Annotated in this window: 12 protein-coding genes; 11 read left to right on the top strand and 1 reads right to left on the bottom strand. The window is 35.9% G+C overall.

Annotated features, from left to right (window positions below; genetic code table 11):
* Positions 1-27: 27 nt before the first annotated feature.
* A complete protein-coding gene (locus AC1DMU_RS09590; RefSeq protein ID WP_088062551.1) occupies positions 28-162 on the bottom strand; it encodes an anti-repressor SinI family protein in 135 nt (44 codons plus the stop codon).
* 342 nt (positions 163-504) lie between these two features.
* Between AC1DMU_RS09590 and inhA1 the strand changes: the two genes are divergently transcribed.
* The 11 genes from inhA1 to AC1DMU_RS09535 all read left to right on the top strand — a co-directional run bounded on the left by inhA1 (position 505) and on the right by AC1DMU_RS09535 (position 13,636).
* Complete coding sequence (gene inhA1 / locus AC1DMU_RS09585; protein ID WP_001035922.1) at positions 505-2,892, top strand: M6 family metalloprotease immune inhibitor InhA1; 2,388 nt, start codon at positions 505-507, stop codon at positions 2,890-2,892.
* A gap of 171 nt (positions 2,893-3,063) precedes the next feature.
* Positions 3,064-4,431: an aldehyde dehydrogenase gene (locus AC1DMU_RS09580; RefSeq protein WP_060489442.1), complete on the top strand. Its 1,368-nt coding sequence runs from the start codon at positions 3,064-3,066 to the stop codon at positions 4,429-4,431.
* A gap of 233 nt (positions 4,432-4,664) precedes the next feature.
* Positions 4,665-5,648, top strand: a complete 984-nt coding sequence (gene potA, locus AC1DMU_RS09575; RefSeq protein ID WP_000720323.1) for a spermidine/putrescine ABC transporter ATP-binding protein PotA — start codon at positions 4,665-4,667, stop codon at positions 5,646-5,648.
* Complete coding sequence (potB, locus tag AC1DMU_RS09570; protein ID WP_000715495.1) at positions 5,645-6,493, top strand: spermidine/putrescine ABC transporter permease PotB; 849 nt, start codon at positions 5,645-5,647, stop codon at positions 6,491-6,493. The genes potA and potB overlap by 4 nt, the downstream gene beginning before the upstream one ends.
* 6 nt (positions 6,494-6,499) lie before the next feature.
* A complete protein-coding gene (gene potC, locus AC1DMU_RS09565; RefSeq protein ID WP_000714201.1) occupies positions 6,500-7,300 on the top strand; it encodes a spermidine/putrescine ABC transporter permease PotC in 801 nt (266 codons plus the stop codon).
* A gap of 38 nt (positions 7,301-7,338) precedes the next feature.
* Positions 7,339-8,388: a spermidine/putrescine ABC transporter substrate-binding protein PotD gene (gene potD, locus AC1DMU_RS09560; protein ID WP_000772499.1), complete on the top strand. Its 1,050-nt coding sequence runs from the start codon at positions 7,339-7,341 to the stop codon at positions 8,386-8,388.
* A gap of 59 nt (positions 8,389-8,447) precedes the next feature.
* Positions 8,448-9,095, top strand: a complete 648-nt coding sequence (locus tag AC1DMU_RS09555) for a phosphatase PAP2 family protein (RefSeq protein ID WP_000727812.1) — start codon at positions 8,448-8,450, stop codon at positions 9,093-9,095.
* Between the two features lie 109 nt (positions 9,096-9,204).
* Positions 9,205-11,397 (top strand): MMPL family transporter, encoded by a 2,193-nt coding sequence (locus AC1DMU_RS09550; protein WP_088062553.1) that lies wholly within the window; start codon positions 9,205-9,207, stop codon positions 11,395-11,397.
* Between the two features lie 101 nt (positions 11,398-11,498).
* Positions 11,499-11,915 (top strand): hypothetical protein, encoded by a 417-nt coding sequence (locus AC1DMU_RS09545; protein ID WP_060489448.1) that lies wholly within the window; start codon positions 11,499-11,501, stop codon positions 11,913-11,915.
* A gap of 100 nt (positions 11,916-12,015) precedes the next feature.
* Entirely contained in the window at positions 12,016-12,939 is a 924-nt protein-coding gene (locus AC1DMU_RS09540; RefSeq protein WP_087984791.1) for an RluA family pseudouridine synthase, read from the top strand.
* A gap of 91 nt (positions 12,940-13,030) precedes the next feature.
* Complete coding sequence (locus AC1DMU_RS09535) at positions 13,031-13,636, top strand: DUF1648 domain-containing protein (RefSeq protein ID WP_060489453.1); 606 nt, start codon at positions 13,031-13,033, stop codon at positions 13,634-13,636.
* Positions 13,637-13,639: the final 3 nt, after the last annotated feature.

Here is a 13,639-nt window from a genome sequence, read left to right as displayed (position 1 = left end):
ACATAAACTTCGTTAAAAAGAACAAGGCTATTGAGCCTGACTGGATGGCTTCATACGTCTTAAAAAATGTTCGATATCTTGCAGGGCGATACCAGCGTCTAGAGCTTCAAGTATTAAATCAATCCATTCTTGGTCCAGTGCGTCAGTCTTATCTTTGTACAAATGTAATTCCTCCCTAATTATCGGTCATAACTGCTGCTACAGAATATATGATAATGCAATCGCATTTTGTGTTTTATATAGTGAATTATCAAATATTTTGTAGATAAAACAAAGATAAAATCCCCATTAAATTCCCTCTATGGCGATTATAAAGTTTCTGACAAATATTTTCAATATTTTCAGAAAACATTGTTGAATTGTGATATATTCGTATGCTAACTATGGAATTTTTACAAATATGTTAAAAAAATTACATAATATAACTAAATATTGAAAAAATATTGAATTTTTAATAAAATTCAATTTGTAATACATATTTTTTATTAGGGGAGGAAATAAGGGATGAACAAGAAACCGTTCAAAGTTTTGTCATCAATCGCTTTGACAGCTGTGTTAGGTCTTTCATTCGGGGCGGGTGGCCAGTCTGCATATGCTGAAACACCTGTGAATAAGACAGCTACGAGTCCAGTCGATGATCATTTAATTCCAGAAGAACGTTTAGCAAATGCGCTAAAAAACCGTGGGGTAATTGATTCGAAGGCTTCAGAGACAGAAACAAAGAAAGCCGTCGAAAAATACGTAGAGAACAAAAAGGGTGAAAATCCTGGGAAAGAAGTATCAAATGGGGACCCACTTACAAAAGAAGCATCTGACTTTTTAAAGAAAGTGAAAGATGCGAAAGCTGATACGAAAGAAAAGTTAGACAAACCAGCAACAGGAACACCTGCAGCGACAGGCCCAGTTAAGGGTGGTCTAAATGGTAAAGTACCAACTTCTCCAGCAAAGGGAAAAGAATATAACGGTGAAGTTCGTAAAGATAAAGTACTCGTTTTACTTGTAGAGTACGCTGACTTTAAACATAACAATATCGATAAAGAACCTGGTTATATGTATACTGACGATTTTAACAAAGAACATTATGAAAAAATGTTATTCGGTAATGAGCCATTCGCATTAGAGGATGGCAGCAAAATCGAAACGTTTAAACAATATTACGAAGAGCAATCTGGCGGTAGTTATACAGTAGACGGAACAGTTACAAAATGGTTAACAGTTCCTGGTAAAGCTGCTGATTACGGTGCAGATGGTGCGACAGGTCATGATAATAAAGGACCAAAAGGACCACGTGATTTAGTAAAAGATGCATTAAAAGCAGCTGTAGATAGCGGTATTGATTTATCAGAGTTTGACCAATTCGATCAATATGATGTAAATGGCGATGGAAATCAAAAACAACCGGACGGTTTAATTGATCACTTAATGATTATCCATGCGGGTGTTGGACAAGAAGCAGGCGGTGGTAAATTAGGTGACGATGCAATTTGGTCACATCGCTGGACTGTTGGACCAAAACCATTCCCAATTGAAGGCACACAAGCGAAAGTTCCATATTGGGGGGGAAAGATCGCGGCATTCGACTACACAATTGAACCAGAAGATGGCGCAGTTGGTGTATTCGCACATGAATATGGTCATGATTTAGGTCTTCCAGATGAGTATGATACAGACTATACTGGTGACGGTGAACCAATTCAAGCTTGGTCTGTTATGAGTGGCGGAAGCTGGGCTGGTAACATTGCAGGAACAACGCCAACGAGTTTCTCACCACAAAATAAAGAGTTTTTCCAAAAAACAATCGGTGGTAACTGGGCAAATATCGTAGAAGTAGATTACGAGAAATTAAATAAAGGTATCGGTCTAGCAACATATTTGGACCAAAGTGTTACGAAATCTAACCGCCCAGGTATGATTCGTGTTAACTTGCCAGATAAAGATATAAAAACAATTGCTCCAGCATTTGGTAAGCAGTATTACTACAGCACAAAAGGTGACAATCTTCACACAAAAATGGAGACGCCACTGTTCGATTTAACAAATGCAACGACTGCGAAATTTGATTTCAAGTCATTGTATGAAATTGAAGCAGAGTATGATTTCCTTGAAGTACATGCTGTAACAGAAGATGGTCAGCAAACATTAATCGAAAAACTGGGTGAGAAAGCAAATAGTGGAAATGCACATTCAACAAATGGAAAATGGATTGACAAATCATACGATTTAAGCCAATTCAAAGGTAAGAAAGTAAAATTAACATTTGAGTACATTACAGATGGTGGTTTAGCATTAAACGGTTTCCTACTTGATAATGCATCACTAAATGTAGACGGTAAAGTAGTATTCTCTGATGATGCAGAAGGTACACCGCAGTTCAAATTAGATGGATTCGCTGTATCTAATGGAACAGAGAAGAAAAAACATAACTATTATGTAGAGTGGAGAAACTATGCTGGTTCGGATAACGCATTGAAATATGCTCGCGGTCCAGAATACAACACAGGTATGGTTGTATGGTATGCAGACTCAGCTTATACAGATAACTGGGTTGGTTTACATCCAGGACATGGTTTCCTTGGCGTAGTTGATTCTCATCCAGAAGCAATTGTTGGAACTTTAAATGGTAAACCAACAGTAGCAAGTAGTACACGATTCCAAATCGCTGATGCGGCGTTCTCATTTGATAAAACGCCAGCTTGGAAAGTTGTATCTCCAACGCGCGGAACGTATACGTATAATGGCTTAGCAGGCGTACCGAAGTTTGATGATTCGAAAACGTATATTAATAAACAGATTCCAGATGCAGGACGTATTTTACCGAATCTTGGCCTGAAGTTTGAAGTAGTAGGACAAGCTGATGATAATTCTGCTGGTGCTGTTCGTTTATATCGTTAATACAGTAAAACTACCGAAAGATTTTCTTTCGGTAGTTTTTTTGTGAGCAATGAATTTTATATGCAAGAAGAAATTATATATAATGTAACTTTACGAATAGAAATTTATTATATATGAAGTCTATATAAATAATGAAAGAATTGGATAAAAATAGTGGGAGAAGGTGAATGAATGAGTGTTTCTTCTATTGTAAATAAACAAAAAGCATATTTTTATAATGGCCATACGAGAAGTGTAGAAGTGAGAAAGAATAATTTGAAGAAGCTTTATGAAGGCATTCAGCGTTTTGAAGAAGAAATATTTCAGGCATTGAAATTAGATTTAAATAAGTCAGTTCATGAGTCGTTTACAACGGAAGTTGGATATGTATTAAAAGAAATTTCCTTTCAATTGAAGCATATTTCATCGTGGAGTAAACCGAAGCGGGTTCGAACAGCACTCACTCATTTTGGATCAAAGGGGAAAGTAGTTCCTGAACCGTACGGTGTGACACTTATTATTGCACCGTGGAACTATCCGTTTCAATTAGCAATTGCACCTCTTGTAGGAGCGTTGGCGGCTGGAAATACAATTGTTTTAAAGCCGTCAGAGTTAACGCCAAACGTTTCCAAAGTACTTACGAGGATGTTAGAGGAATTATTCCAAGAAGAGCTTGTAGCGGTAGTAGAAGGCGGTGTAGAAAAGAGTACAGAATTGTTAAAGGAACCGTTTGATTATATTTTCTTTACAGGTAGTGTCGGTGTTGGAAAAGTTGTGATGGAAGCAGCAGCGAAACGGTTGACGCCACTCACGTTAGAACTTGGGGGAAAAAGCCCATGTATTGTACATAAAGATGCAAAAATAGATGTAACAGCAAGACGAATTGTTTGGGGTAAGTTTTTAAATGCAGGGCAAACGTGTGTAGCGCCTGATTATATGTATGTGCATGCTTCGGTGAAAGAACAGTTAATCGAGGCATTACGACACGAAATTGCGGAGCAGTATGGAAAAGATCCACTAAACAATGACAATTATGTACGAATTGTGACTGAACGTCATTTTGAACGTTTATGTTCATTTTTGAAAGATGGTAAAACGGTAATCGGCGGGAACTATAAAAAAGAAACTTTACATATAGAACCAACAGTGTTAACAAATGTTACATGGCAAAGTACTGTTATGGAAGATGAAATTTTTGGTCCGATCTTACCAATTGTAGAATACGACAACATAGAAGAGGTAATTGGAACAATTCAGCAACATCCGAAGCCATTAGCGTTATATGTATTTTCTGAGGATAAAGAAGTACAAAAGAAAGTGACAAGTAATATTTCATATGGCGGAGGCTGTATTAATGATGTTGTCTATCATCTTGCAACGCCATATTTACCTTTTGGTGGTGTTGGAAGTAGTGGATTAGGTAGTTATCATGGGGAAGAAAGTTTTCGGACTTTTTCACATTATAAAAGCATTTTAGCCCAATCTACGGCATTCGATATGAAAATTCGTTACTCTTCTACAAAAAGTGCTTTAAAATTCATACGAAAGTTGTTAAAATGATGATGGTGTTTATCAGTAGGCGTAGCCGTATGATAATAGCCCCTTCGTAATGGAAGGGGTTTTTCTGTTCGACATATGTATCATGCAAAAATGAATCAAACATACTACATAAAGAATAGAAGAGAACGCTAAACAACCATTTTTGTTTGGATCGAAACAAAAAATAGTCTATAGAACATAAATATTTATTCATGAATATAAAAATTAAAATTTAAGGTAGATAGGACGGGAAAATGAAAAAGATTATTAAAGTTGAAGCAGTAGAAAAACATTTTGGAAATCAAGTGATTATCCCACCTCTTTCTTTAGACATTAAAGAAGGGGAATTTTTAACGATTTTAGGGCCGAGTGGTTGCGGGAAAACAACGTTACTTCGCATGATCGCAGGCTTTGAAACGCCAACTAAAGGGAATCTTTTATTAGATGATGAAAAGATTAACGATTTGCCACCATATAAGCGTCATATGAACTTAGTGTTCCAACATTATGCGCTATTCCCACATATGAATGTGGAGAAAAATATTTGTTTCGGTATGAAAATGCAGAAAGTACCGGCAGCAGAGCAGAAAGAGCGTGCTGAAGAGGCAATGCGTTTAACGCAGTTACTTGAGTTCCGTAATCGTAAACCTGCAAAGCTTTCTGGTGGACAGCAGCAGCGTGTAGCAATTGCGAGAGCGATTGTAAATAACCCGCGTGTATTATTACTAGATGAGCCACTTGGGGCGTTAGACTTTAAGTTAAGAAAAGATTTGCAACGTGAATTGAAAAACTTACAACGTAATTTAGGAATTACATTCATATACGTAACGCACGATCAAGAAGAAGCGATGAGCATGAGTGATCGTATTGTCGTTATGAATAAAGGACATATTGAACAAATTGGAACGCCGAAAGAAATTTACAATAAGCCGAAAACAATGTTCGTTGCGACATTTATCGGTGAAAATAATATTGTGAAAAACGGGGAAGGCTATGTAGCAATTCGCCCTGAAAACGTAAAAGTACGTTCGGTTGAAGAGCCGATTTTAAAAGAATACCATCTTGGACATATTGAAGACGTTGAGTTTGTTGGAAATATGGAAAAGCTGTATGTACGTGACGAGAAAACATCAGAATTACTAATGGCATATCAAACTGCTGAAGAAGCAGCGCAGTGGAGCATTGGAGATAATGTATACGTAGGCTGGGAGCAAGAGGACGAGGTGACCTTAAATTGAAAAAAGGGAAATTACTCGCACTACCGACAGTCGCGTGGCTGTTAATCTTCTTCCTAATTCCCCTTCTGTTTGTATTGGCATTTGCCTTTATGCAGCGCGGGGCATATGGGACAGTTGAAATGCAATTTACGTTAGAGAATATAGCTCGTGTGTTTGATCCACTATACATGGGAACGTTATGGGAAACTGTTAAGATTGCAGTTATTACAACAGTAATCTGTTTAGTAATTGGTTATCCATTTGCTTATACAATTACAATTGTTGATCGCAAATACCGTTCAATTCTTTTATTATTGGCAACGATCCCGTTTTGGATTAACTTCCTTGTTCGTTCATACGCATGGATTGTTATTTTACGTTCACAAGGTCTTGTAAACACATTGCTATTGAAACTAGGTATTATAAGTGAACCTTTAAATTTACTATATAACACACCTTCTGTAATACTCGGAATGGTCTATTCTTTATTACCATTTATGATTTTACCGGTGTATGCAGCGATTGAGCAGCTTGATAAGCGTAAGCTAGAAGCAGCTTATGATTTAGGAGCAACACCAGCAAAGGCATTTTGGAATGTAACAGTACCAATGACGATGTCAGGGATTGCTACTGGTTCTATTTTAGTGTTTGTTTCTTCTATCGGAATGTTTGTTGTATCAGACGTTATGGGTGGATCGAAAGTAGCGTTAATCGGAAACGTAATTCAAAATCAATTCTTAGGAGCGCGTGACTGGCCGTTTGGATCTGCGTTATCTATGATTGTTGTTCTATTCTCTGTTCTGTTAATTTACTTATATTATCGTGCAACGAAAGTATATAAATATGATGGGAACGGAGGGGAATAGGCAAAGATGAAGAAGTTTTTAGTTTCTTATTCTTGGTTAATTTTATTGTTCTTGTATTTTCCAATGATGGTTTTAATGGTATATTCCTTCAATGATTCTCGCATTAATGCGGAATGGGAAGGTTTTACATTCCATTGGTATACAGATTTATTTCAAAAGCAAGATGTTATTGATGCGTTTGTAAATAGTATGACGATTGCGATCGTAACGACGGTTGTAACGACAGTTCTTGGTGTGATTTTCGCGATTGCATTACATCGTTATAAATATCGTTATGAAGGGGCTATTAACGGTCTTGTGTATTTACCAATTTTAATTCCTGATATTTTAATGGGATTATCTTTACTTATCTTATTTAGTCAATTAGGTATGGAACTTGGCAAAACAACAATTATTATTGCGCACATTACATTTAGTATTTCATTTGTTGTCGTTATTTTAGCAGCGCGTCTTTCTGGTATGGGACGTGATTTAGAAGAGGCTGCGAATGATTTAGGAGCAACGCCGTGGCAAACGTTTCGTTATGTAACGTTCCCAGCAATTGCACCAGGGGTTATTTCAGCCGCATTATTAACATTCACATTATCAATTGATGATTTTGTAATTAGTTTCTTCGTATCAGGACCAGGATCAACAACATTGCCATTATACATTTACAGTATGGTTAAGCGCGGAGTATCACCAGAAATTAATGCACTTTCTACAATTTTAATTGTGGCTATCGTAGGATTAATGGTTCTATCTGAAATCTTCCGTAACAAAGGTGCAGATGGTGAAGAAAACTCTGGAGGACACCTTCCTTTATAATACGAACGATATAGAAAGTACGAGGAGGTAATAAACCGATGAAATTAATGAAAAGATTAGCCGGCGCAGCAATTAGCTTTAGCCTTGTTGCTGGTGTACTTGCTGGTTGTGGTGAAAAGAAAGAAGAGTTAAACATTTATAGCTGGGCTGACAATTTTGATGAGCAAGTGCTAAGAGATTTTGAAAAGAAATATAACGTGAAAATTAACTATGATAAGTATGCAAGTAATGAAGAAATGCTTGCGAAATTACAAGCAGGTGGCGCGAAGTATGATTTAATTCAGCCGTCTGATTACATGGTTAAAACAATGGCGAAAATGGATTTATTAGCGCCGTTAGACAAAAAGAATATCCCGAATATCGAAAATATGGTTTCTAACTTCAAAACACCGGCGTTTGATCCAGAGAATAAATATTCTTTAGTATATACTTGGGGCGTAACAGGTATTGCATACAATAAAAAGTATGTGAAAGAAGCTCCTACAAGCTGGGCTGACCTATGGAATGAGAAATATAAAGGGCATGTAACTTTATTAAATGATTCTCGTGAAGTATTAGGTATGGGTCTTAAGAAGCATGGATTCTCAAACAGCACGAAAGACGATACACAGTTAAAGACAGCAGCAGATGATTTAAAGAAGCTGCTTCCAAACTTATTAGCATTTGATACAGATAATATTAAACAAAAATTCATTACAGAAGATGCTTGGATCGGAACAGTTTGGTCTGGAGATGCAGCATTTATCGCAAAAGATAATAAAGATGTAGAGTACGTTGTACCAAAGGAAGGCGGCACAATTTGGGCTGATACGTTAGCAATTCCAAAAGGTGCGAAAAACAAAGAGCTTGCAGAGAAGTTTATGAACTACTTATTAGATGAAAAAGTAAGTGTGAAAAACTACGAGTCAATTGGATACAGTAATCCTAATGAAAAAGCTCATCCTCTTCATAGTAAAGAATATCGTGATAATCATATGATCTTCTTAACGAAAGAAGAATTAGATCGTACAGAATGGCTTGTTGATGTAGACGATAAGCTAAAAGACTATGATCGTTACTGGACAGAGTTAAAAACAAAAGGTAAATAAGTAAGGAAATGCGGTTTCTAAAATAGAAATCGCATTTTTTCATAGTAGGAGGAAATCGCTTGAAAAAGAAGTTGCATCAATATGAGGTAGTATGTATCGTTTTATTACTTGCTGTATTTGGCATTGTTGCTTGGCGCGTACATGCGGGTGGCGTTACAGTGATGGATACATATGTCCGAGCATTAGTAAAAGGATTACAAACAGAAGGTTCGCTTACATTTTTCTCACACTATACAAAATTAGGTTCTGCTATCGGGATCGTAACTACGCTGGCTATAAGTTTACTTGTTTTTTGGAGAAAACGTTATTATGCTGCGATGATCGTGTATCCAATGGGCATTTTAATAACACATCTTGTTAATAAAGGGATAAAAGAAATTGTGAAAAGGGAGCGCCCATCGTTAAATGAAACGTTGGATGCGCTTGGGTATAGCTTCCCTAGTGGACATGCAATGTTATCTATTATGACATTCGGGTTTCTTACTTATATTATTGCGGCAAATTTGAAGAGTGTAACTGGAAAATATGTTATAACGATTTTGATGGGAATTGTAATTGTATCGATTGGATTAAGTAGAGTTATTTTAAATGTACATTATCCAACTGATATTTTAGCTGGTTATTGCGTAGGTGGTATTTTGTTAATTATGGCGATTTACTGCCATCGTTTACTTACCAAGAGATTGGGACTTAATAAAGAGAGATAAAAAACGTCTGGAAAAACTATCATTATAGTGTTTCCAGACGTTTTTTGTTTGTACGAAGATGTGATACAGTATAAATGACAATTGAATTATTTAAAGTAGGTGAAAATGTGTGAAAACAAATGTACATAAAGTAGATAAGTGGGGGAAATTAGGAGCTTTTTTGTATCAGTTTCGTTATACAGTAATTGTAGCATTACTATTGGTTGCGATCGCACTCGGTATTTTCGCTCCAAAGCTGCCGGGAGTATTAGGCGGTGATGGTTTCCAAACGGAAGGGGACTATCAAAAAACGAAAGAAATTTTAGATAAAGATTTTAAGAGGTCTCAAGACACACTTCTACTCGTTTTTGAAAAAAATAAGGGTGCTTCACATGAGGAATTTCAAAAGCAAGTAGAGGGAATTGTAAAGAATGTACAAGAGAAAGAGACATATGAATCTTTCCATCACCCAGTGCAAAATAAAGAAATGTTACAAGATGATATCGGCTATGCGACAATTTTATTTTCCGGGAAAACAAATAAAGAACGAATGGAAAAGACATTGCAATTTGCTGATAAAATCGAAAAGGAAAGTAATGCCGCATTAAAAGTAACGCCTACAGGGTTTCCAAAAATTAATCAAGAGATTAATGAAAGAACGCAAAATGATTTAAAAGTAGCGGAGATGATTGGGTTACCAATTGCATTTCTCGTATTACTATTTTCATTTGGTAGTCTTTTGGCATCTATTTTACCAATTGTAAATGGGGCGCTTAGTGTTATTAGTACGATGGGCATATTATACTTTATAGGTAGCGATAAGGAACTATCTATCTTTGTGTTAAATGTTGCACCGATGATTGGACTTGCGCTATCTATTGATTTTGCACTATTATTTGTAAATCGCTTTCGAGAGGAAGTTGCAAAGCGAGCGGTAAAAGAAGCGATAGCAATTACATATCAAACAGCAGGGCGCGCTATCGTATTTTCAGGATTATGTGTATTTGTTGGATTATCTGGCTTGTTTTTCTTTAAAATCGATTATATTCAGTCTGTCGCAATTAGCGGAATGATTGTTGTGATTATGAGTATTTTATTCTCACTCACACTTCTCCCAGCGCTATTATCATTAATTGGGAAACGAATATTAAAAAAGAATCAAGTAGCACATACGCCGGCAAAGGCTTGGCGCAAATTTGCGCAATTTGTAATGAAACATCCAATCGCAATGATTATTATTGTTACAACATTTATTGTTATTTGCTTATTACCGTTACGTACAGCTAATTTGCAGTTCCCTGACGTAGAAGCTCTACCTAAACAAAGTGATACAAGAATTGCATATGAGAAGTACGAAGAGGCATTTAATAAAACTGCAAAAAAACACGCTGATGTTACGTTAGTAGTAGAGACGAAAAAAGATATGAAAGAAAAAGAAAGTTTACAAAAGATAGAAGAAGTCGTTCAAAAGTTAAAAGATGATAAGAAAGTATATGAAGTTAGAAGTTTATACGACGGGTTAACTCGTATGAAAGCAGATCAAGTTGCTGGAATGTTAGAGTCGCCAGAAGCGGCGAAACTAGCTCCTATATTTGAAGCGTATACGAAAGGAAATAAGACGACGATAGAAATCTTTTTGAAAACAAAACCACGTACTGAAACTGCTAAACAGTGGGTTCGTGATTTTAAACAAAATTATAAAGAAACAGATGTTACGTATTATTTAGGCGGGATGACGACGTTCCAACAAGAGTTAGAAGATGAAATTAAAGATAAAGTTGCAATTGGTATGTCTGTTATATTTGGATCGACCTTTGTTATATTATTATTTGCATTCCGATCTATACTCATTCCAATTAAGGCGATTATTATGAATATACTTAGTTTAAGCGCAACAATTGGAATTGTTGTTTGGTTATTTGAAGGTGGGCATTTTGGTTTAGAAGCGAGTCCTGTTCTATTTGTCTTACCAATCTTTATTTTTGGTCTCGTATTTGGGCTTAGTATGGATTATGAAGTTTTTCTTATTTCACGTATTCATGAGTTATATGAAGAAACAGGAGATAATGATCAAGCAACGTTAGAAGGACTTGTGTCAACAAGTAGGATCATTACATCAGCTGCGTTAATTATGATTGTTGTAACAGGTGCGTTCGCCTTTACTGATATTTTACCAGTACGGCAAATGGGGCTTGGTGTTGCATTAGCAATATTCCTTGATGCAACAATTATTCGTCTTATGCTTGTACCAAGTTTAATGAAACTGTTTGGAGATTGGAACTGGTGGTTACCATTCCGAAAGAAAAGAGAAAAATCATCGTAAAAAATACTCATCTTATAGATGAGTATTTTTTTATGAATAGCAAGACCTACATTTTGCAAATAGTATGTGATAAGAACATTACATATAAGTAGGTGAAGGCAATGTTTCGTTATTTTAAGTTTAAGCTAAATGATACAGTACAGTTTGCAGAAAACGATGGGCATATGTATCGCATTGTCGGTTATCGGTTAGAAAAAGGATATTATCCAAAAGATGAATGGACTCATATCATTTATGAATTACTTAGAGATTTTGATGGGTATACGATGGATGCGGAAGAGGAGGAACTTGTAAAGGTCATTCAAGTAGAGGATGAGTATTACAAAATACAAGAGGTATCGGGCTATCGTTATCCAGTAAAAATGAAGCAAAAACAACAAGTGATGAAAGTAGAAAAAATTGATGACTTATTAGATACGTATAATGATTATAAAAGATTGGCGGATTTCTTTAAAGATTTATCGTATGAGCAAAAAGCGGAAGAAGTATTGCAGGAAATGAAACGGCGTAGAGCGTGAGGGGGCCAGTCTACTATAAGACTGGCCTCTATTTTTGACGGTGCATCAAATTGTGTTTTCCGTTACAATGAGAGAATCAATAGAAATAAGGTGATACAGTATGGAAACGAAGAAGAAGGGCGAATGGTGCGAAATTACTGTTCCAGCGAAATGGAATGGCATAAGTATTGATTCGTTATTAAAAATAGAATGGGAAATACCGAAAAAGTTGTTACATCAGCTTCGTATGGAAAAAGGTATTACCGTTAACGGAGAACAGAGAAGATGGAATGAGCTTTTAAAAGAAGGCGATAAGTTACAAGTGCATATGTTTATGGAAGAAGAATACGATGTAGATCCTGAATATGGTGAATTAGATGTAGTATATGAAGACGATCACGTACTCATCGTAAATAAGCCTGAGAAGATGGATACGCATCCTGCGGAAAAAGGTGGGATGGGAACACTTGCAAACCTTGTTGCTTTTCATTTTCAAATGCAAGGTTTAGAGACGAAGGTTCGTCATATTCATCGGTTAGATAAAGATACGACAGGTGGTGTCGTGTTTGCTAAGCATAGAATTGCTGGTGCAATTATGGATCGTTTATTAATGGAACGAAAAATTAAAAGAACATATGCGGCGCTTGTGGAAGGGAAAGTAAAAGGTAAGCAAGGAACAATTGACGCAGCTATTGGAAGAGATCGCCATCATGCGACGAGACGACGTGTTTCTCCAAAGGGAGATCAAGCTATCACATTTTATAAAGTAGAGAAGTATTTTAAAAACCAAAATGTTACGTTCGTAACGTTACAATTAGAAACAGGTAGAACCCATCAAATTCGTGTTCATATGAGCTATCATGGTAATCCATTAGTTGGGGATGTATTATATGGTGGACAAACGCAATATATGTCCAGGCAAGCATTACATGCGATGAAGATAAACTTCTTACATCCAATTACGAAAGAAGAGATCGAAGTGGATGTACCATTCCCTGCAAAATTAAATGATACAATGAAAGAATTTCAAAGAATGAATGCGTAAAGTGTAAGTTTAAATTTGAGAAAAGTAGATTCCTGCAGGAATTTCTCTAAAAGAAGCGAAGCCGTTAAGAGAAAAGAGAGGTGAGAATTGCTTGGTCAAATATAAATACATACTAGGAATATTTTTCGTTTGTCTTTTAGTTACTCTATGCCTCTATCCATATTTACCAAATGAGATGGCTGTACATTGGGATGAAAATGGTGGGCCGAACGATTTTATGAGTAAACAAGTTGTTATAGCATTTATTCCTTTTTTTCTTATTTTTTTACATGGGTTGATGTATATTATTTCACATAATATATATAAGTTTAATGAAGGCGAGCATGTCATTATAAGTGGATTTCTAAAGACGATTACTTTATTTATGTTGTTTATCCATATGCTCATTCTCTTTATTAATTTTGGAAGTATGATATCCTTTCAAACAGGACTAACAATTGGGATTAGTATGTTTCTTTTTATGCTTAGTAAGTTGTTTAAACAAGTTCAGAGTACGGAAAAAGACCCAATCAAATTACAAAAGATCCGTTTAGTGAGTAGGCGGATTTTTCAAATGATGGCATGTAGTATATTATTTTCATTATTTTTGAACTTGAAGTGGGGGTTTTATGTATTACTTAGTGTAATAAGTAGTGGTTCTATTTTGTTCATGTTTTACATTTTATACTCATACATAATAGAAAGTTATGAAACATAAAAA

Source organism: Bacillus sp. 01N45 (assembly GCF_056399205.1).
Note: the sequence above shows the minus strand (reverse complement) of the source record. Positions and strands in the feature narration are given on the sequence as shown.

What these genes read in the sequence shown, in the direction of transcription:
- inhA1 (WP_001035922.1), top strand. Translation starts at nt 505, where the DNA reads ATGAACAAGAAACCGTTCAAAGTTTTGTCATCAATCGCTTTGACAGCT.
- AC1DMU_RS09580 (WP_060489442.1), top strand. Translation starts at nt 3,064, where the DNA reads ATGAGTGTTTCTTCTATTGTAAATAAACAAAAAGCATATTTTTATAAT.
- potA (WP_000720323.1), top strand. Translation starts at nt 4,665, where the DNA reads ATGAAAAAGATTATTAAAGTTGAAGCAGTAGAAAAACATTTTGGAAAT.
- potC (WP_000714201.1), top strand. Translation starts at nt 6,500, where the DNA reads ATGAAGAAGTTTTTAGTTTCTTATTCTTGGTTAATTTTATTGTTCTTG.
- potD (WP_000772499.1), top strand. Translation starts at nt 7,339, where the DNA reads ATGAAATTAATGAAAAGATTAGCCGGCGCAGCAATTAGCTTTAGCCTT.
- AC1DMU_RS09545 (WP_060489448.1), top strand. Translation starts at nt 11,499, where the DNA reads ATGTTTCGTTATTTTAAGTTTAAGCTAAATGATACAGTACAGTTTGCA.
- AC1DMU_RS09540 (WP_087984791.1), top strand. Translation starts at nt 12,016, where the DNA reads ATGGAAACGAAGAAGAAGGGCGAATGGTGCGAAATTACTGTTCCAGCG.